General features: G+C 60.4%; 18 protein-coding genes and 1 tRNA gene. 10 read left to right on the top strand and 9 right to left on the bottom strand.

From position 1 onward, the window contains the following. Positions 1 to 6 precede the first annotated feature (6 nt). From DWQ09_18235 to DWQ09_18225, 3 genes are all read left to right on the top strand, one after another. Positions 7 to 645, top strand: a complete 639-nt coding sequence (locus DWQ09_18235) for an ATP phosphoribosyltransferase (GenBank protein KAA3626162.1) — start codon at positions 7 to 9, stop codon at positions 643 to 645. Next, positions 611 to 1,966 carry a histidinol dehydrogenase gene (gene hisD, locus DWQ09_18230; GenBank protein ID KAA3626161.1) on the top strand — a complete coding sequence of 452 codons (1,356 nt, stop codon included), beginning with the start codon at positions 611 to 613 and terminating at the stop codon, positions 1,964 to 1,966. Before DWQ09_18235 ends, hisD begins: the two co-directional genes overlap by 35 nt. Positions 1,967 to 2,072: 106 nt before the next feature. Further along, positions 2,073 to 3,179, top strand: a complete 1,107-nt coding sequence (locus DWQ09_18225; GenBank protein ID KAA3626160.1) for a histidinol-phosphate transaminase — start codon at positions 2,073 to 2,075, stop codon at positions 3,177 to 3,179. A gap of 394 nt (positions 3,180 to 3,573) precedes the next feature. Here DWQ09_18225 and DWQ09_18220 read toward each other — a convergent pair whose 3' ends face one another. Continuing rightward, positions 3,574 to 4,056, bottom strand: coding sequence for a peroxiredoxin family protein (locus DWQ09_18220; GenBank protein KAA3626159.1), 483 nt, complete (start codon positions 4,054 to 4,056; stop codon positions 3,574 to 3,576). A 164-nt stretch (positions 4,057 to 4,220) separates the two neighbouring features. Then, positions 4,221 to 4,451 (bottom strand): sulfurtransferase TusA family protein, encoded by a 231-nt coding sequence (locus DWQ09_18215; GenBank protein KAA3626158.1) that lies wholly within the window; start codon positions 4,449 to 4,451, stop codon positions 4,221 to 4,223. A gap of 312 nt (positions 4,452 to 4,763) precedes the next feature. On the opposite strand from DWQ09_18215, the gene DWQ09_18210 reads away from it, so the two are divergent. The 3 genes from DWQ09_18210 to DWQ09_18200 all read left to right on the top strand — a co-directional run bounded on the left by DWQ09_18210 (position 4,764) and on the right by DWQ09_18200 (position 7,650). Then, a complete protein-coding gene (locus tag DWQ09_18210) occupies positions 4,764 to 6,149 on the top strand; it encodes a M48 family peptidase (GenBank protein ID KAA3626157.1) in 1,386 nt (461 codons plus the stop codon). Between the two features lie 2 nt (positions 6,150 to 6,151). Continuing rightward, positions 6,152 to 6,370 (top strand): hypothetical protein, encoded by a 219-nt coding sequence (locus tag DWQ09_18205; GenBank protein ID KAA3626156.1) that lies wholly within the window; start codon positions 6,152 to 6,154, stop codon positions 6,368 to 6,370. A gap of 89 nt (positions 6,371 to 6,459) precedes the next feature. Further along, entirely contained in the window at positions 6,460 to 7,650 is a 1,191-nt protein-coding gene (locus tag DWQ09_18200) for an aspartate/tyrosine/aromatic aminotransferase (protein ID KAA3626155.1), read from the top strand. Positions 7,651 to 7,703: 53 nt separating this feature from the next. Here DWQ09_18200 and DWQ09_18195 read toward each other — a convergent pair whose 3' ends face one another. From DWQ09_18195 to DWQ09_18165, 7 genes are all read right to left on the bottom strand, one after another. Further along, positions 7,704 to 8,867, bottom strand: coding sequence for a MiaB/RimO family radical SAM methylthiotransferase (locus DWQ09_18195; GenBank protein KAA3626154.1), 1,164 nt, complete (start codon positions 8,865 to 8,867; stop codon positions 7,704 to 7,706). An 87-nt stretch (positions 8,868 to 8,954) separates the two neighbouring features. After that, positions 8,955 to 9,030: transfer RNA gene (locus DWQ09_18190), tRNA-Lys, on the bottom strand. 98 nt (positions 9,031 to 9,128) lie between these two features. Beyond that, on the bottom strand, positions 9,129 to 10,685 hold the full coding sequence (locus DWQ09_18185; GenBank protein ID KAA3626153.1) for an acyl CoA:acetate/3-ketoacid CoA transferase: 1,557 nt from the start codon (positions 10,683 to 10,685) through the stop codon (positions 9,129 to 9,131). 21 nt (positions 10,686 to 10,706) lie between these two features. Continuing rightward, positions 10,707 to 12,062: a C4-dicarboxylate ABC transporter gene (locus DWQ09_18180; protein KAA3626232.1), complete on the bottom strand. Its 1,356-nt coding sequence runs from the start codon at positions 12,060 to 12,062 to the stop codon at positions 10,707 to 10,709. 159 nt (positions 12,063 to 12,221) lie between these two features. After that, positions 12,222 to 12,758 (bottom strand): C4-dicarboxylate ABC transporter, encoded by a 537-nt coding sequence (locus tag DWQ09_18175; protein KAA3626152.1) that lies wholly within the window; start codon positions 12,756 to 12,758, stop codon positions 12,222 to 12,224. 194 nt (positions 12,759 to 12,952) lie between these two features. Beyond that, positions 12,953 to 14,029, bottom strand: coding sequence for a C4-dicarboxylate ABC transporter (locus DWQ09_18170; GenBank protein KAA3626151.1), 1,077 nt, complete (start codon positions 14,027 to 14,029; stop codon positions 12,953 to 12,955). A 255-nt stretch (positions 14,030 to 14,284) separates the two neighbouring features. Continuing rightward, positions 14,285 to 15,754 carry a PAS domain-containing protein gene (locus DWQ09_18165; GenBank protein ID KAA3626150.1) on the bottom strand — a complete coding sequence of 490 codons (1,470 nt, stop codon included), beginning with the start codon at positions 15,752 to 15,754 and terminating at the stop codon, positions 14,285 to 14,287. A 505-nt stretch (positions 15,755 to 16,259) separates the two neighbouring features. On the opposite strand from DWQ09_18165, the gene soxY reads away from it, so the two are divergent. The 4 genes from soxY (at position 16,260) to DWQ09_18145 (ending at position 18,619) form a co-directional block, all read left to right on the top strand. After that, entirely contained in the window at positions 16,260 to 16,736 is a 477-nt protein-coding gene (gene soxY / locus DWQ09_18160) for a thiosulfate oxidation carrier protein SoxY (protein KAA3626149.1), read from the top strand. Between the two features lie 30 nt (positions 16,737 to 16,766). Next, positions 16,767 to 17,078: a thiosulfate oxidation carrier complex protein SoxZ gene (soxZ, locus tag DWQ09_18155; protein KAA3626148.1), complete on the top strand. Its 312-nt coding sequence runs from the start codon at positions 16,767 to 16,769 to the stop codon at positions 17,076 to 17,078. A 146-nt stretch (positions 17,079 to 17,224) separates the two neighbouring features. Then, positions 17,225 to 17,509 carry a hypothetical protein gene (locus tag DWQ09_18150; protein ID KAA3626147.1) on the top strand — a complete coding sequence of 95 codons (285 nt, stop codon included), beginning with the start codon at positions 17,225 to 17,227 and terminating at the stop codon, positions 17,507 to 17,509. 75 nt (positions 17,510 to 17,584) lie between these two features. Next, complete coding sequence (locus DWQ09_18145; protein KAA3626146.1) at positions 17,585 to 18,619, top strand: DUF302 domain-containing protein; 1,035 nt, start codon at positions 17,585 to 17,587, stop codon at positions 18,617 to 18,619. The last annotated feature ends 72 nt before the right edge of the window (positions 18,620 to 18,691 follow it).

Genomic DNA, 18,691 nt, shown 5'->3' with positions numbered 1-18,691 from the left:
ACGAACATGCGCGACACACTGACCATCGCTGTCTCCAAGGGACGCATCTTCCAGGAGGCGCTGCCGCTCCTGGCGGGCGCCGGGATCATTCCCCGGGACGATCCGGAGACCAGCCGCAAGCTGATTCTGGAGACCAACCGGCCCGATGTGCGGCTGGTGATCATTCGCGCCTCCGATGTGCCCACCTATGTGGAGTACGGGGCCGCCGATCTGGGCGTGGCCGGTAAGGATGTGCTGATGGAGCATGGGGGCGATGGGCTCTACGAGCCGCTCGATCTGCGAATTTCCCGCTGCCGCTTGATGGTGGCGGGCCGACCCGAGGAGGCGGAACCGGCCGAACGCCTGCGGGTGGCGACCAAGTACCCCAACATCACGCGTCGTTACTACGCCCGCCAGGGCAGGCAGGTGGAGACCATCAAACTTTACGGCTCCATGGAGTTGGCGCCGCTGGTAAAGCTGGCGGACCGTATCGTCGATCTGGTCGATACCGGCAACACCCTCAAGGCGAATGGCCTCGCTCCCCTGGAGCACATCGCCGACATCAGTTCGCGCCTGGTGGTCAACAAGGCGTCGATGAAAATGAAACACACCGCCGTGCAGGAGCTGATCGATGCCCTGGAGACGACGGTGCAAGCCGCGCAGTGAGGATTTCGCAGTGATCGACATCAAGCGCCTCGACAGCACCCGGCCCGGGTTTCAGTCGCAGCTCGCCGCATTGCTGGCGTGGGAGGGCGTTTCCGATGCCGCCGTTCACGCTACGGTGCAGGAGATTATCGACGCGGTTCGCGCACGTGGCGACGCGGCGGTGGTGGAGTTTACCAACCGCTTCGATCGTATGCAGGCCGAGGGAATGGCCGAGTTGGAGATCCCACAGAATCGCCTGGAGCAGGCACGAGGGAGTTTGCCTGCCCAGCAGCGCGAGGCGCTGGAGTTCGCGGCGCACAGGTTGCGTGCTTATGCCCAGCACCAGAAGATGGAGAGCTGGTCCTACACCGAAGCCGACGGTACGGTGCTCGGCCAGCAGGTGACGCCGCTCGATCGCGTCGGTCTCTACGTCCCTGGCGGCAAAGCGGCCTACCCCTCGTCGGTACTGATGAACGCCATCCCGGCCAAGGTGGCGGGAGTACCGGAACTGATCATGGTGGTGCCCACACCCGACGGCGAGGTCAACGACCTGGTGCTGGCAGCCGCGGCGATCAGTGGCGTCGATCGAGTCTTCACCATTGGCGGCGCCCAGGCGGTGGCGGCACTGGCCTACGGGACCGAAACCATTCCGCAGGTGGACAAGATCGTCGGCCCCGGCAATATCTATGTGGCGACCGCCAAACGCATGGTCTTTGGTGCCGTCGGCATCGACATGATCGCCGGGCCTTCGGAAATCCTGGTGATCTGCGATGGGCAGACCGATCCCGATTGGATCGCCATGGATCTCTTCTCACAGGCGGAACACGACGAGGACGCCCAGGCAATACTCATCAGTCCCGACGCCGGATTCCTCGACCGGGTGGCCGAGAGCATCGATCGCCTGTGCCCCGGGATGGAGCGTGCCGAACTGATCCGCACCTCGTTGGGCGCGCGCGGCGCACTGGTACGCGTCAAGGATCTCGATGAGGCGGCCGCGGTGGCCAATTTCATCGCCCCGGAGCATCTGGAACTTTCGGTAGCCGATCCGCAGGCGCTGGCGCAGAAGATTCGCCACGCCGGCGCGATCTTCATGGGGCGCTACACCGCCGAGGCCGTGGGTGATTACTGTGCCGGCCCCAACCACGTGCTGCCCACCTCGAGGACGGCGCGGTTCTCCTCGCCGCTGGGGGTCTATGATTTCCAGAAGCGCTCCAGCATCATCTTCTGCTCGCCCGAGGGAGCAAGTCATCTGGGCAAGGTTGCCGCTTCCCTGGCGCGTGGCGAGGGTCTGACGGCCCATGCACGCTCGGCGGAGTATCGGGTGAAGAGCGAGGATCGGTAAAGAATTCAACGCGAAGGCGCCAGGACGCAACGGGCACGAAGATTTTATCGGTTGTGTTCGCTTTGCGATCGTGGTGTCTTTGCGGCTCTGCGTTGAAAGACTTTAGATGAACGACTCCAAAGCATGGGTGCACCGCTGGATACGGCCCGAGATACGGGCGTTGTCCGCCTACCACGTCCCCGATCCCGGCAACCTGATCAAGCTCGACGCCATGGAAAACCCCTATCGCTGGCCCGCCGAGATGGTCGAGGAGTGGCTGACGCTGTTGCGTGAGACACCGGTCAATCGCTACCCCGATCCCGATGCGCGCGGTGTCAAGGATGCACTGCGGGCGGCGATGCCGATTCCCGCCGCGGCCGAGATCCTGCTCGGCAACGGTTCCGATGAGTTGATTCAGATGATCGCCCTGGCCCTGGCCGGGGAGGGGCGCAGCGTGTTGGCGCCGGAGCCCAGTTTCGTCATGTACCGGATGATCGGGCTGTTTACCGGCATGGATTACGTGGGTGTCGCGTTGAAGGGTGACGATTTCACCCTCGACATGCCGGCCATGCTGGCGGCCATCGAGCGTCACCAGCCGGCGGTGCTGTTCCTCGCCTACCCCAATAACCCGACCGGCAACCTGTGGCCCGAGGCTGAGATCCGCCGGCTGATCGAGGCCGCGCCGGGGCTGGTGGTGGTCGACGAGGCCTACGCGCCGTTTGCGGGAGCCTCCCTTCTGGGAGCGGTGGCGGAGTACCCCAATCTGGTGGTGATGCGCACGGTCTCGAAAATGGGGCTGGCCGGGCTGCGGCTCGGTTTGTTGGTGGGCGACCCTCGTTGGTTGGGCGAGTTCGACAAGGTGCGGCTGCCCTACAACATCAACGTACTGACCCAGGTCAGCGCCCGGTTCGCGCTCCGCCACAGCGCGGTGTTCGATGCGCAGACCGCGGAGATCTGCCGCGAGCGCGAGTCGCTGTTCGAGGCACTGGCTACCCTGCCTGGCATCACCGTCTATCCCAGTCGTGCTAACTTCCTGCTGATCCGCTGCCCTGCGGGCCGGGCCGATGAGTTGTTCGCCGCACTCAAAGCGCGGGGAGTGTTGATCAAGAATCTCAATGGAGCCGGCGGGCGGTTGACCGATTGCTTGCGGGTGACAGTTGGGACGCCCGAGGAGAACCGGGCCTTCCTGGCTGCGTTGGTATCCAGCGCAGCGCTGCAATATTCTTCAGGCTAGAACCTATCTCAGAATCCCCCGCGTACTGTGTTGAGCCCCAGAGGTGCGCTGGCGGTGTTCTCGACTTGCCAATAGCGCTGCTATTGGCTGCGCCTTCGGGCCTACCCAGCGCTCCTCTGGGGCCAACCCGCAGGGCCGGGCGCTCGTGGCTCCAGCGCGGCGTCGCGGCTCGCTCATTGGGAATGACCCAACCACGCTCGCCACACCTGGCGCTCGAACCACGAGCGACCGGCACAGCTCGCGGGGGATTCTGAGATAGGTTTTAGTTGAAACACCACCCTGGTGCAGAAGAGGATGTGCGCCGTATAGACCGCTATACGCTGGATGAGGGGCAGGCGTGAAGTGGCGGTGAAGTGGCTGTAGAGCGCCACCTCACCGCTGCGCGATCTGCTGATCAGACGAACAGGCTGACGTCGGATTCGCCGGCAAACTCGAAGAACATGGCGGCACCACCGTATTCGATGCCGTCGATGAGGTCCTTGGGCTGGAAGTCGAAGAGATCGACGGTCATCTGACAGGCGATCATTTTCACCTCGGCCTCCAGCGCAAGATCGCGCAGTTCGTTGATGCTGGCCACGCCCTTGGCCTTCATCTTCTGCTTCATCATCATGCTCATCATCGACTGCATACCCGGCAGTGCAGTACCGAGAACCGGGAACCACTTGTCCATGCCCATGGGCATGGGCATTGCGGGGTTGCCGAGCGGGGTGACCTGCAGGTTCATGTCCTTCTTCAGCAATTGCAGGCCGTAGAAGGTGAAGAAGATACTCGTCTTGTAACCCAGAGCGGCCGCGGTGGTCGCAAGAATAAACGGCGGATAGGCCCAGTCCAGCGAACCTTTGGTGGCGATAATGGCCAAACTTTTTTGATCAGACATTGAGTTTCCTTCCGGTCAACAGAGCGACAGAATGGTCACAGCGGATCGCGACAAGCCGGTCTACAGCCCTGAAAGGGGTTGCGGGTTGGACAGGCAAGTGCGACATTCGCGGGAGTGCGATTGATGCACGCCACAACTGGATCGGCTGCGACGTTGAATGCTGTTCAGGCCTTGCGAATACGGAAGTAATAGGTCCCTGCATCTTCGCTCGAATCCAGTAGTTCGTTGCCCGTTTGCCTGGCGAAAGCGTCGAAATCCTTGACGGATCCCGGGTCGGTGGCTACCACACGTAGGACTTGGCCGCTCTGTAAACCCGCGAGGGATTTCTTGGCACGCAGGATCGGGAGCGGGCAATTGAGGCCCGTTGCGTCGAGTTCCTGATCGAAATCAGCCATTGTTGAACTCCTCCAATTGGATGGTGATGTGTCTATTAGAATGTCAGCCAGTACTTATATGTCAGCGGTCAGGGTAAAGGCAAGTCACGTCCGCACTCCCGTAAGGGATAGCATGCAGCCTACCCCGTGGGGATACTCGGCGAACGGGGTTTTCGGGAACACCGTGCAGCGGCAAGAGTCAGAATGCCTAGTCGCAGTCGTCGACAGGCCTATTTGCGCGCCCGGGACGCATGAGAATCAGGGGACACCGTTTTGATACCGAGAGTTCAGGCAGCCACCGTAGCCGTTCTTCTCCTGTTGTCCTCTGTGGGCATGGCCGCCGGGGTGCAACTGCCGGAGATGGGCAGCACCGCGGGCAGTATCTGGTCCGCGCACGAACAGGAGCGTATCGGGAAAGAGTTGATGCGCAGGCTGCAGCAGGCGGGCAAATTGCTGGAAGACCCACTGATCACCGAATACGTCGAGGCGGTTGGTGCCCGGCTGGTAGGCAGTGCCGATGTCCTCGATCAGCCCTTTACCTTTTTCGTGGTGGATGACCCCTCCATAAATGCCTTTGCCGCGCCGGGAGGTTATATCGGTGTGCATACCGGATTGATCGCAGCCGCCCAGGACGAGGGAGAGATGGCAGCAGTGCTGGCGCACGAGATTGCGCATGTGACCCAGAATCATCTGGCACGTGCCTATGAGGATGCCAGCAGTATGAGTTTGCCTGCCGCAGCAGCGCTGTTGGGGGCGATTCTTCTGGGTGGCGCCGATGCGCAGTTGGGGAGTGCGGCCATTGCGGGTGTTGCTGCAGGAACTGTGCAACGCCAAATCAACTTCACCCGTGACAACGAACGCGAAGCCGACCGTATTGGAATTCAGATTCTGGCCAACGCAGGTTTCGATCCGGGTGATATGCCCGAGTTCTTTGAGCGTATGCAGCGGGCCAGCCGTTACTATGGCACACAACTACCCTCATATCTGCTGACCCACCCAGTGACCACGGATCGACTCGCGGAGGCCAGGGATCGGGCATCGAGTTTGCCGGTTCGGCAGCAGGTGTTGGCGCTGGAGTTCCATTTGGCGCAGGCACGCGTGGTGGCGCGGGCAGCCGAAGATCTCGATGCGACTTACCAGCAATTTCACAAGATGAGCACCGAATCCCAAGGCGTGGTTCGTGATGCCGCCCGCTATGGAGAGGCGCTGTTGTTGTTACGCGCCAAACGTATCCCGGCCGCGCGCGAAGCGGCACTCGCTCTGCAGCGTGAGGAGCCGGATCGGTTGGCCTATCGTCTGTTGCTGGCGGACATTGAGGTGGCCGCGTCCCAATGGAAGGAGGCGCTGACCATCTACGCGGATGCGTTGCGCCTCTTCCCGGGCAATTACCCCCTTGCTCTGGGTTACGCGACTACGCTCATGCAGACCGACCAGGCCGCCAAAGCACGGGAGTTCCTCCAAGAGTACATGCGCGGACGCGCCCCCGATGCAGAGTTGTATCGATTGGCGGCACGTGCCAGTGGTGAGGCAGGCAGAGTTGCTGAAGCGCACGGCTATCTGGCCGAATCGTTCCATCAATTGGGCCACTACGGTGAAGCGATCCGCCAGTTGGAACTGGCGCTTAAGGTGCATGATCTCGATCTCTACACGCGGGCGCGTCTGGAATCCCGCCGCAACGAGATGCGCACGGACATGAAGCGCGAAAAGGCCGAGTCGTAACGGTGCGTACCAATCCCGTGAAGAACCTGGGGCCCTACAAACGCTGGACCCAGTGTCCGTGCGGTTTTGCCGGAATCATGGAGTTTCACCGCGAGGCGGATGCCAACTACACCAGTCCCGCGGATCAACTGCTGGTGCTGCATGCCGAATGTCCCTCCTGCGGCGAATGGGGGCAGGCGGGATTTTCCATAGAGCAATTGCGGGAGATGGAACAGGAATAGTATCTGGTATCGCATTCCGCGCTGCACAAAGTCCGCACTGTTGTGGGATAATCGCCGCCTTTGTCAGGCCAGCCATTGTGAGGACAGCCATGTTTGAAAAGGTGAGCGAGGCACCAGCCGATCCCATTCTGGGACTGAGCGAGGCGTTCAAGAGCGATTCACGCAAGGACAAAATCAACCTGGGTGTAGGGGTCTACAAAGACGAAGCCGGTACTACGCCGATTCTTAAAACCGTCAAACTGGCCGAGCAGCGCCTGGTGGAGCAGGAGAACACCAAGAGCTACCTGAGCATTGAAGGCACCGCGGCCTTCGGTAAGGGTGTTCAGCGCCTGCTCTTTGGCGCCGACAGCGAAATCGTGACCGGCAACCGCGCGCGCACTGCGCACACCCCGGGCGGCACCGGGGCGCTGCGTGTTGCGGCAGAGTTCATCGTGCGTCAGTTGGGCTGTCGGCGCATCTGGGTGAGCAACCCGACCTGGGCGAATCACGGCGGGGTGTTCAAATCCGCGGGTCTGGAAGTGCTCCAGTACGGTTACTACGATGCGGCCGCCAAGGACAAAGACTTTGCGGCGATGGTGCGCGATCTGCAGCAGGCGCAGCCGGGTGATGTGGTGCTGCTGCACGGCTGTTGTCACAATCCGACCGGCATCGACCCCACGGCGGAAGAGTGGGAAGTGCTGGCGCAACTCGGCGCCGAGAAGGGGTGGCTCGCGCTGTTCGACTTCGCCTACCAGGGCTTCGCCAGGGGTCTCGACGAGGATGCGGCGGGGCTGCGTAACTTCGCTGCGAAGAACGCCGAATTATTGGTGGCAAGCTCTTTCTCGAAGAACTTCGGTCTCTACAATGAGCGTGTCGGCGCCTTCACTCTGGTCGCCAGGGACAGCGCAACCGCGGATACCGCGTTCAGTCAGGCCAAGTCCATCGTGCGCACCATGTATTCCAATCCGCCGGCGCACGGCGGTGCCGTCGTTACCACTGTGTTGGAAGACCCGGCGCTCTACGCGCAATGGGAAAAGGAAGTGACCGAGATGCGCGAACGCATCCACGCGATGCGCACGCTGTTTGTCGAGACCCTGAAAGCCAAGGGAGTGGAGCGTGATTTCAGCTTCATCGAACGTCAGAACGGCATGTTCTCCTTCTCGGGGTTGAATCCCGAGAAGGTCGCACGTCTGAAAGACGAGTTCGGCATCTACATCGTCGGATCAGGCCGTATCAGCGTGGCGGGAATAACCCGTGCCAACATGGATGCACTGTGCTCGGCCATTGCGGCGGTGCTGTGATTTCCTGGTTCTGGGCCTGGCTATGAGGAGCGGGCCTTTCGAGGCCCGTTTCACTATCCGGCTACCGTGTTGTGCGGCCCCAGGCGGACCGGGCGCAGTTCGCCCTCGTCTTCGCCTGGCATGCTGACCCTGATGTAGTTGGGTGTAAGACCGGTTGCGTTCTTTTCGGTCAGCACGACGTGACCTGTTCCCCATTGCGAGTGAATAAAGCGTTGACGCAGTGTATCGCCGAGGACGCGCAGTTCTGCAGCCCTGATCTTTTTCACTTCACCCGGGACCTGGTCGCTGGCACCCGCGGCAGGTGTGCCTTGGCGTGCGGAAAAAGGGAAGACGTGCAGCTTGGCGAAACCGACGCTTTCAACAGTGTCGATCGTCTCGCGAAACTCGGCCTCGGTCTCTCCCGGAAAGCCGGCGATCAGGTCGGCGGCAAGCCCTGCCTGGGGGCGCGCCGCGCGAGCCTGCGCCGCAACGTTCAGCACTTCGCTGATTCCGTGTCCGCGCGCCATGCGTGTTAGAACGCCCGGCGATCCGCTTTGCACGGAAAGGTGCAGATGATCGCAGATCCGCGAATCGGCGAAGACCTCGAAGAACCCGGCGCTGAGATACTGGGGTCCCAGCGAGGAGAGGCGGATCCGCGGGATCCCGGTCTTGGCGAGGATTGCCGTGAGCAGCTCATGCAGCCGGGCGTTGTGCGGATGACGGGTGTCATCGCAACCCCACGCCGCCAGGTTGATTCCGGTCAGCACGACCTCGTGCAACCCGAGCTCTTCCGCGTGACGGATCTGGCGTACGATGGCCTCGACCGGCAGGCTGCGGTGTGCGCCGCGGACGAAGCGCGTGATGCAGAAACCGCATACGTCATCGCAGCCGGTCTGAATGGCGATCGGCAGGCGGGTGCGGGTGTTGAGGGGCAGTGGATCACAGTCGGCCTCGATACCGAAGTAGTCGAACAGGCGCTGCTCGGACTCGAAGACCAGGACATCGTTCAGTTGATTGTTATAGCTCTGCGCGTCGATACGGGGTCCGCAGCCCAGAACGGCGACCTGCTTGTGCGCGCGGCGCGCGGCGTTGGCCTGCTGACGGGATTTGCGATCCGCCTGCGCGGTGACGGTGCAGGAGTTGACGAGAACATAGTCGGCGTCGCATTCGCGGTTGACAGGAACATGTCCGGCGCGGCTCAACGCCGCATTCAGACGCGCAGAATCGAGCCAATTCATCTTGCAACCCAGCGTGCGGATGTAGAATCGGACAGGTTTTTGTGGCGGTGAGGTCAATGTCGCCCCCCCACAGTACGGGATAGGGGATGGTGGGCCGTGCTGGATTCGAACCAGCGACCACCTGATTAAAAGTCAGATGCTCTACCGACTGAGCTAACGGCCCACGGATACCTGATCGTTGGGGACAGATTTCAGGAAAGGCGCAATGATACAGAAAGCCTCCCCGATTTTCATCCCAATATCGGGCGGGTTCAGCGATGCTTACTCGTCGGCGAGGCCCATCGGTCCGTCGTGGAAAATTCGAGCGTCCATGGTCTTCAGTGATTCGGCGATCCGTGGTTGAAACGCCATATGGGCCAGGAGGTCACGTTCCAGATCGATGCCCGGTGCAATCTCGAGCAGATCCAGTCCGTCACCTGTCAGGCGAAACACGGCACGTTCGGTAATGTACATCACCTGCTGGCCGCGTTCGATCGCGTAGCGGCCATTGAAGGTGAGATGCTGCACGGCTGCAACGAATTTGCGGGCCTTGCCTTCCTGAGCGATATGCAGCCCGCCGTCGCGCACCTGGATGTCCAGTCCGCCTGAAGTAAACGTTCCGAGAAAATAAACCGCCTTGGCGTTTTGGCTGATGTTGATGAAGCCACCGGCACCGGCGGTCTTGGGGCCGAAACGGCTGACGTTCACATTGCCGCGGGCGTCGGTTTCAGCCATGCCAAGGAAGGTCTGGTCGAGGCCGCCACCGTCGTAGAAGTCGAACTGCGCCGGCTGATCGATGATTGAGTCGGCATTCGCAACCGCGCCGAAACTGAGCCCCCCGGCGGGTACCCCGCCGATGCCGCCCGGCTCGACGGTCAGCGCCACGCGCTCGAAGGTCTGTTCCTCTTCGGCAACCGCTGCCACCATTTCGGGCATGCCTATGCCGAGGTTGACCACAGCGCCGGCCTGCAGCTCCATTACGGCCCGTCGGCCAATGATCTTGCGCTCGTCGAGGGGCAGTCGTTTGGCGTTGGCAGCCGAGGTGCGGATCTCGCCGGTATAGCCGGGGTTGTAGATCTCGCCGAATGTCTGCCAATGGTTCTCGGGGCGGGCAATGACAACGTGATCGACCAGGATCCCGGGGATGCGCACCAGATGGGGGCTCAGGATATGGCGTTCGGTGATGCGTTCCACCTGGACGATCACCGTTCCGCCGCAATTGCGCACCGCTTGAGCGATGGCCAGACACTCCAGCGGCAAGGCCTCGTGTTCCATGGTGATATTACCGTTGCGATCGGCCGTGGTGCCGCGCAGTAGCGCCACGTTGATGGGGAATGCCTTGTAGAACAGATACTCCTCGCCATCGATCTCCATCAGGCGAACAATATTGTGTTGGGCCGCCGCATTGAGTTTGCCGCCATCCACCCGCGGATCGACGAAGGTATGGAGGCCAACGCGAGTGAGCGCCCCGGGGCGGCCCGCGGCGATGTCGCGGTAGAGGTGCGCGATGACCCCCTGCGGCAGGTTGTAGGCTTCTATTTTATTGGCACTGGCCAGTGCCCCCAGTTTGGGGACCAGCCCCCAGTGGCCGCCGATGACCCGGCGCACCATCCCCTCGTGGCCAAAGTGGTTGAGACCGCGATCTTTGCCGTCGCCCTGTCCGGCAGCGTAGACCAGGGTCAGGTCGCGCGGTCCGCCCTCGTCGAGGAAACGCTGCTCCAGGGCAATGGCCAGTTCCTCGGGGAAGCCAATCCCAACAAATCCTGCCGTTGCCAGCGTGTCCCCCGGTTTTACGCTGGCGACAGCGGCGCGTGCGTCGATGACTTTGCTCACACCCATGCAAGCGGTTCTCCTGTGTGGCTATCTGTACGCCACCGACGGCAGCCAGGTGACGATGGCGGGCCAGAGGGCGACGGTGGTGAGGGCGATGAGTTGGAGGATGATAAAGGGAATCACGCCCTTGTAGATATCGGCCAGGCGCACCTCGGGGGGGCACACGCCCTTGAGATAAAAGAGCGCAAAACCCACCGGCGGCGTCAAGAAGCTGGTTTGCAACGCCACCGCGACCAGGAGCACGAACCACACCAGCTCCGGGTTATCCACCACCCCAAAGCCGGGGATATCGAGCCCCAACCCGCTGACGATCGGGGCGATCAAGGGCAGCACGATGAGCGTGATCTCGATCCAGTCGAGGATAAAGCCCAGCAGAAAGATGATCAGCAGGATGAAGGCGATGATCCCCCAGGGGCCGAAGGGCAGCGAGGTGATGGCCGATTCGATCAGCTCATCGCCGCCGAGTTCGCGCAGCACCAGGGCAAAGCAGGTGGCCCCCAGGAAGATGGCGAAGATGTAGGCGGTGGTGTTGTAGGTCGAGCGCAGCACCTCGTTAAACACCTTGAAGCTGAGCCGTTTGTTGTACCCGGCCAGGAGCGTCGCCCCGAGCGCGCCGACCCCCGAGGCCTCGGTGGGGGTGGCGATGCCGGCGAAGATCGAACCCAATACCGCCACGATCAGCAGCACCGGGGGCAGGATCGATCTGAACACATCGAACACCATGGCCGCGGTGATCGGGCGGCGTTCGGGATTGAGCGGGGCGAGCCGGGGCCGAAACAGCGCGAGCACCAGGATGTAGACCCCGTAGAGGGTGCCGAGCAGCAGCCCCGGCAGCACCGCGCCCATGAACAGATCCCCCACCGAGAGCCCCAATTGATCGGCCATGATCACCAGCATGATGCTGGGGGGAATGAGGATCCCCAGGGTGCCGGCCCCGGCGATGGTGCCCAGGGCGAGCGCCTTGTTATAACCCTGCTTGAGCATCGCCGGTAAGGAGAGCAGTCCCAGGAGCACCACCGAGGCGCCGATGATCCCGGTCGAGGCGGCGAGGATGATGCCGATCAGCGTTACGGTCACGGCGAGCCCGCCGCGCACCTTGCCGAAGAGCTCCTGCATCGAGTGCATCAGCCGCTCGGCGATGCCGGACTTGTCGAGCATCAGCCCCATGAAGATGAACATCGGCAGGGCGACGAGCACCCAGTTGTCCATGATCTTGTAGATGCGGTTGACCACCAGCCCGAGGGTGAGGAAATCGAGCCCGGTGATGGTGTCGAGGTGGAGGTCGGACAGGTACCCCACCCCGGCGAACAGCACGCCGATCCCGCCCAGCACCCAGGCGACCGGAAAGCCGGTAAACAAAAACGCGATGAAGGCGAGAAACATCGCAATGACCAGGAGGTTGTTGACGTCAAATCCCATAACCGCAGCCTAGAATCGTTGAATGAGGGCGAAGGGGATTTCGCGCCAAGACGCCAAGTTCGCCAAGAAAATCATGAATAAAAATCTTCGCGCCCCTTGGCGTCTTTGCGCCTTGGCGCGAAATCATCTGTTTTTCATCAGCAGGTAAAGATCGCGCCACAGCCTAGAGAGCGCGGCGAGCCCCAGCAGCCCGAACGCCGCCGGAATGGCGCCTTTGATCAGCCAGCGGTAGGGCAGCCCCAGGGGCGCATCGGAGCGCTCGCCCACCCGCCAGGCTTCGGTAACAAACTCCAGGCTGGTATAAAAGACCACCCACACGAAAGGCAGCAGAAACACCACGATGCCAAAGATCTCCCACAGCCGCTGGGTGCGGGGACGCAGGCGCATGTGCACGATGTCGACGCGAATGTGCGCATCGTTGGCCTGGGCGTAGGCGACGCCGAACATCACCCCCACGGCGTACAGATGCCACTGCAACTCCTCGAGGATCACCTTGCCCTCGCCAAATCCATAGCGCAGCACCACCTGCAGGATGATCACAAACACCAACACCCCGTAGACCCAGCAGATCCCGTGTCCTAACCAGCGGATCAACCGGTCAATCGCGTCCGCAAGCGGGACGGGTATGGGCTCATGTTCAGCAATAACTGGTGTGCTCATCGAACCTCCCTCCCCCCAACTTGTTGCCAGAGCTCAAGAAATCCAGTCAACGGCTTGGAATCAGGTGAACTGCAATTAGGATTTCCGTTGTTCTTGGCGACCGGCAGGCCAAAACGGCCATGGTTTGCTCCCTGAAATAAGGGGAGGGGACGACTCGCGTCGCCCCCTCTTCCTGTCATCTGTCGCCGCGCGTGTTATTGGCGCTGGGCGCGCGGCAGGAAGGCGTAGGCCTCCCACAGATCGTAGCCGTTGCGGAAGTTGGCCAGATCCTCGTAGACCTTCTTGAAAAAGGCATCCTTTGCAGCCTCCTCCGCGACGACCTCGTCCCATGTCTTCTGGAAGGTGGCCAGCATCTCGTCCGACCAGTACATGTTCTTCACACCGGCCTCTTCGACGTTCTTTTTCATCACCTCGAACTGAATCGCCTCTCCCTCGGCGAACGACTGCGCCATCGAGGCCTTGCAGATGGTCTCGACCACCGCCTGCTGGCTCTCGTGCATCTGGTTCCACTCGTCCTTGTTCACCAGCAACTCGAACACCGTCGCCTGCTGGTGCCAGCCGGGGTAGTAGTTGTACTTGACCAGTTTGGAGAAGCCGAGGCGCTGATCGATCGCCGGCATGGAGAACTCCGTCGCGTCGATGGCGCCCTTCTCCAGGGCCGGGAAGATCTCACCCCCGGGTATCAGCGAGGTCGATACCCCGAGCTTCTGCATCACCTTGCCGCCAAGGCCGAAAAAGCGCATCCGCAGCCCCTGCAGATCCGCCACCGAATTGATCGGCTTGGCGAACCAGCCCGAGGTCTCCGGCGCGATGATGGCACAGGGGATCACCTTGACGTTGTAGCCGCCCTGATCGTACATCTCCTGATACAGCTTCAGACCGTTACCGTAGTAAAGCCACGCCATGTACTCACCCGCCTCAGGACCAAACGGCACCGCCGAGAACAGCGGCGAGGCGGGGATCTTGCCCGCCCAGTAACCGGCGGTGGTGTAGCCGGCGTTGACCTTGCCGGTGCTGACGGCATCGAGAATCTCGAACGGGGCGACCAGCTTGTTCGGCTCGTAGACCTTCATCTTGACCGTGCCGTTGGAGACCGTGTCGATATTGTCGCCCACCCATTTGATCGGTGTACCCAGCGCCGGCAGGACGGTGGCAAACGCAATCGGCACCTTCAGCAGTACCGGCTTTACTTTGGCAGCCAGGGCGCTGCCCGTAGCTGTGGTCAAGGCGGCGGCTGCAGTGAGTGCCAACAGTTGTTTGGATACTTTCATGGTTTTCCCTCTCTCCTCATTCGGTGAACGCCCCCCGACCGAAGGGGGTTGTACGGATTTCCAGGGCAGGTGCCGTGGATTCCACACTTTAAGGCAGGCTTCATGCCATTTTTATATAAACCAGAATAATCAGAGAGTTATGATTAGTGCTCGGCTTGTGCAAGCCGACCAATGACAGCTACTTGTCTGAATTCCGGACACTCACTGCCAATCCTCGCAGACCATCTGCAAGTTGGGATAGTAATTGTCCGGAATTCAGACGTTTTCTGTCTGGCTATTGGACAGCATGCCGAATTCGGCGAGTCGTTCGTAAAGCTTCGCCCGCGATATTCCCAGCATTTTCGCGGCAGCGGTCTTTTTGCCGCGAGTCGCCTCGAGGGCGGCACCAATGGCGGAGCGTTCGATCTCCGCGACAAGTTCCGCCAGGGGTCTTACGCTGTCAGCGCGCGGGCGAGTGGGTTTCGAGTTGGATGCCGCGGGAAGGATGCCCGCGAAATCAGCTGCGGCCAGTTTGGCTTTGTCGCTTAACGCGCAGCTCTGCTCCAGCACGTTGCTGAGTTCCCTGACGTTACCGGGCCAGGCGTAGGCGGTGAGCGTCGCCAACGCGGAGTCATCGAGTTCGCGTGCTTTGCTGTGGTTGCGCAGGGCGAGCTGCTCGAGCAGGCGTTCGCAGAGAATGGGGATATCATCCAGGCGATCGCGCAGCGGTATCAAGCGGATGGGTAGCACCTTGAGCCGATAGTAGAGATCAGCACGAAACCCGCCTTTCTTGACCTTCTCCTCCAGCTCGGCACTGGTGGCGGCGATGATGCGTACGTCGACCCGTACGATGCGGTTTGAACCGAGCGGCTCGAACTCCTGCTCTTGAAGCACCCTCAACAGTTTGGATTGCAGGTTCAGCGGCATTTCGCCGATCTCGTCGAGAAACAGCGTGCCGCCATTGGCGAGTTCGAACTTCCCTTTGCGCCCCTTGCGGTCGGCACCCGTGTAAGCGCCGGGTGCGACCCCAAAGAACTCTGATTCGAGCAGCGTCTCAGGGATGGCGGTGACATTGAGTCCCACGAATGGTTGATCGGCGCGCGGGGAGGCGTTGTGGATAGCGTGCGCCAGGAGCTCCTTGCCGGTGCCGGTTTCACCCAACAGCAGGACGCTGGAATCGTGCTCGGCTGCGCGCCGCGCATGGCGCTTGATTTCCTGAATTGCCGGATTGTTGCCCAGGAACTGAGAAAAACTGTACTTGGCTTTACGGTGAAACGCGAGTTCGCGTTCCGTTTTTGCCAATCTGCTCTGCAGCTGGTTGAATTTGGTAAGGATGTGATTGAGAGGTTCGATGGTGTCGTAGAGTACGAAACCGACCGCCCCGGTGATCTCTCCCTGCTCATCGATCAGCGGGATGCGCGTGACTACGAAATCGTGATTCTGGAACGCCATGATGTCGAGCAGAATTGGGCGACCGGTTCGAATCACCTGTCGCATCATGCTCTGCGGGATGATCTCTTCGACGTCGCGGCCGATGACATCCAATCCGTCAGGCAAACCAAGCAACAGACGGTACTTATCGTTGATCCAGACAATGCGCGCGTCTCGATCGACGGCGATGCTGCCTTCGCACTGGGACTCGAACAGCTGGAACAGCGACTGCACCGCCTGCCGGTGCAACTGCTTGGCATCGGATAGAAATTGCTCGGTTTGCACTTTTGTTAGGCGCTCCCTGTGCCTCTGCATTCGGCCCTTCAAACACTAGACTGGGGATCTGCCGCGTGCAAGTTTGCGAGTCGAGTATCGATGAATCACTGCCGAGCAGCGCACTGGTACTTGATGCGGCTGTTCGGGGTTGATGTAATGCGGTTGCTGGGGCGTTATCTGCGGAAAAGTTCGATCGTTCCTGTTTTGCGTGGGATGTGCTTGAGCGCGCGGTTGAACCGATGATGCGTTACACGCCTTTCGGCACCGCGGGTTATGAGCACCCGTGGAGATTCGCAGTAAATCACTATGAAATACAGTGAGGTGCATCGCGGGCGGGTGAAAACAATCGATTAATACCGGATGCCATTTTCAGTACCTACTATGGGCTATGTCTTTGGTTTAGAAGTTTTCGGTAATGTGCTAATTAACCTATCTTCTTTGGGGGCCAGTCGTTTTTCTGGATACCCTGTACGCCGCAAGCACCCGGCGGGGTGTTTCGGTCTTCTTAACAGCTTGACTATCCGTTTTGGTGGGAGTTTTGGCAGTGAACAAGATTAACGAAAAGCGCAGACTGGTAGTGAAAGGCGCGATGGCAGCCAGCGCGATGGGCGTTGTCGCAAGCACAGGATTCCTGATACCGCGTATCGTTTGGGCGGCCTGGCCTGCCGAGGCATTCGCGACCGACAAGTTTGATGTGGCGAAGAATGCAATCACTGGTGGTGTTGCTCCGGAAGCCAGTGAGCGGGTAACGGTAGACGCACCGGACGTTGCCGAGAACGGTTCGCAAGTGCCCGTCGAGGTCACCACAGACATTGAGAACGTCGAAAAGATCGTCGTGTTGGTCGAGAAGAATCCGCGGCCGATGGTGGCGGAGTACGTACTTGGCCAGGGTTGCGAGGCCTACGTCTCGGTACGAATCAAGGTCGCGGAAAGCTGCCCGGTGACCGCGCTGGTCTACGCGGGCGGCAAAATCTATTCGGCGCAGAAATCAGTCAAGGTGGCGATCGGCGGTTGCGGCTGATCCGACAGCAGAATCTACGAGGTCGAGAAAATGGCGAAAGACAAGATTCGCGTGAAGTTGAAAGACGGCGTTACGGAAGTGAAGGCGATCCTCGCTCATCCTATGGAGAGTGGACGCCGTCGTGACAAAACGTCGGGCGAGCTGATTCCAGAGCATTTCATCAAGGAGATCGCCTGCCTGCACAACGGCAATACGGTGCTGACAGTCCACTGGGGTGGTGGCGTCTCTGCCAATCCCTATATGTCGTTCCGCTTCAAAGGGGGTAACAAGGGCGAAGCGGTAACGCTGAAATGGACGGATAGCAAGGGGGCCACGGGCGAGCTTTCGGACACGATCTCGTAACGCACCGAGCGATCGTGTCTTGTGTGCCCCGATCGAGTTACAGAAGGAAATACGACCGTTATCATTCAGGTGTGCTCAGAAGCCAGACGCTTGGGCGTATCTACCGCTAACTACGTTACCCAGTTACCAGGATATGGATACTGCCAATGCCTAAGAAACTTCTACTAGCCATCGCGTTGATCGCCGCTTCGCCCTTGACAGCGGATGCGACATCGGAACCGCAGCAGTGTCAGACTTTCCTGTGTCCTACAGGCCAAACCAGCCAGTCATCCACCTGTCCGGTGAATCAACCGTATGGCCAGAGCGCCGGATGCCTGGATATGCCCAAAATGATCAGTGACATGGTGACCGTGGCCTGCAGCACGCCTTTCACCGTGATTTCATGGTTCGGGCAGCTCCTGTCGGGAGCGCCGTCGGATACGACTCAGTAGAATTACAGCTGGTAATCTTTTCCCGCGGCTGAAACCCGCGTCCGTTGCGGGGGGACTTCAGCGCCGCCGGATTATGTGGGGTTGATCTATATTGATACGATGGGGAGACCAATGATGGCGTTGAGGAATGTCCTCGCAATCGTTCTGGCAGCCGCATTCTGGGTGACGCCTGCTGGAGCGCAGAATGCTGCGAACTCCGGCGCTGCGCCGGCACCGCAAGTACCTCCAACCGTACCTTGGATGGATTTTCAGTGGGTGGCAAACTCGGCAGGCCAGTTACCTCCGGCATATGCCAACAACCCGAATGCCAACTATGCCGGGATGATGTTCCAGTGGATGAACGTCATGGGTAACCATTTTATGGGGCCTGCGATGGATGAGGCGACACGTTTCCAGGTCATGGATGCGATGATGCGCGCGGCCGATCCGCGGTTCATGTTCGGGCTGACGCCAACGCCTGGAGCTGAGCAGCAAGAGAAATTGGACCTGGTCGATCTGGCCAAAGGCGAGGGCACTGTTCCGGATCGCATCCCCGCCATCCGAGTACCGGGTTTCCCTACGCAAACCCTTCGAAACTGGAAGCCAAATACCGTTTCAGAGAGCATTTCCACCGAGGCGAAACGCAGCATGTACCAGAGCATGATGCTGATGAGCCCGCTCTCCATGCGCGACATGATCAGCATCATGACCGACAAACTTCCGGTGGAGGAAGGGGTCTCGTTCGACGATGCGGTCGATTCCATGAAGCTGCGTGCCAACGAGGTGAATTTCAAGCTCGTAGGCCATAGTCCCTTGTGGAAAGACGTGCGCGCCATCACTGGTGATGAAAACACACCGCGCGTCGAGATCTTTCAGTTCTGCGACGCTGTCGTCGCACGCAAGATACTCGACTACGTGCCGGAGTTCGTCATCTTCATACCCTGCCGCATCGCCCTGCTTGAAGATGGGGAGGGCAAGCTTTGGGTAATGACGATGGACTGGGACATCAACTGGTTGGACTATGCGCAGAATCCCAACAGTGAGCTCGACAAAGAGTTGAGGGCCGACGCGCAGCGCATCCGCAACGCCATGCGCTACATTATGGAAGGCGCGGCGACCGGCGACTTCTGACCCGCCGTACTGGCGCTGCAATTTGGCTCAGGGGTCGATTGCCTGAGATGACAACCGAGAAGTCAAGGACAT

Source organism: Pseudomonadota bacterium (assembly GCA_008501635.1).
Classification (GTDB): domain Bacteria; phylum Pseudomonadota; class Gammaproteobacteria; order QQUJ01; family QQUJ01; genus QQUJ01.
Note: the sequence above shows the minus strand (reverse complement) of the source record. Positions and strands in the feature narration are given on the sequence as shown.

What these genes read in the sequence shown, in the direction of transcription:
- DWQ09_18210 (KAA3626157.1), top strand. Translation starts at nt 4,764, where the DNA reads ATGGCCGCCGGGGTGCAACTGCCGGAGATGGGCAGCACCGCGGGCAGT.
- DWQ09_18170 (KAA3626151.1), bottom strand. Translation starts at nt 14,029, where the DNA reads ATGAAAGTATCCAAACAACTGTTGGCACTCACTGCAGCCGCCGCCTTG.
- DWQ09_18165 (KAA3626150.1), bottom strand. Translation starts at nt 15,754, where the DNA reads ATGCAGAGGCACAGGGAGCGCCTAACAAAAGTGCAAACCGAGCAATTT.
- DWQ09_18175 (KAA3626152.1), bottom strand. Translation starts at nt 12,758, where the DNA reads ATGAGCACACCAGTTATTGCTGAACATGAGCCCATACCCGTCCCGCTT.
- DWQ09_18180 (KAA3626232.1), bottom strand. Translation starts at nt 12,062, where the DNA reads ATGTTTCTCGCCTTCATCGCGTTTTTGTTTACCGGCTTTCCGGTCGCC.
- soxZ (KAA3626148.1), top strand. Translation starts at nt 16,767, where the DNA reads ATGGCGAAAGACAAGATTCGCGTGAAGTTGAAAGACGGCGTTACGGAA.
- hisD (KAA3626161.1), top strand. Translation starts at nt 611, where the DNA reads ATGCCCTGGAGACGACGGTGCAAGCCGCGCAGTGAGGATTTCGCAGTG.
- DWQ09_18225 (KAA3626160.1), top strand. Translation starts at nt 2,073, where the DNA reads ATGAACGACTCCAAAGCATGGGTGCACCGCTGGATACGGCCCGAGATA.
- DWQ09_18235 (KAA3626162.1), top strand. Translation starts at nt 7, where the DNA reads ATGCGCGACACACTGACCATCGCTGTCTCCAAGGGACGCATCTTCCAG.
- DWQ09_18200 (KAA3626155.1), top strand. Translation starts at nt 6,460, where the DNA reads ATGTTTGAAAAGGTGAGCGAGGCACCAGCCGATCCCATTCTGGGACTG.
- DWQ09_18195 (KAA3626154.1), bottom strand. Translation starts at nt 8,867, where the DNA reads ATGAATTGGCTCGATTCTGCGCGTCTGAATGCGGCGTTGAGCCGCGCC.
- DWQ09_18220 (KAA3626159.1), bottom strand. Translation starts at nt 4,056, where the DNA reads ATGTCTGATCAAAAAAGTTTGGCCATTATCGCCACCAAAGGTTCGCTG.
- DWQ09_18150 (KAA3626147.1), top strand. Translation starts at nt 17,225, where the DNA reads ATGCCTAAGAAACTTCTACTAGCCATCGCGTTGATCGCCGCTTCGCCC.
- DWQ09_18215 (KAA3626158.1), bottom strand. Translation starts at nt 4,451, where the DNA reads ATGGCTGATTTCGATCAGGAACTCGACGCAACGGGCCTCAATTGCCCG.
- DWQ09_18185 (KAA3626153.1), bottom strand. Translation starts at nt 10,685, where the DNA reads ATGGGTGTGAGCAAAGTCATCGACGCACGCGCCGCTGTCGCCAGCGTA.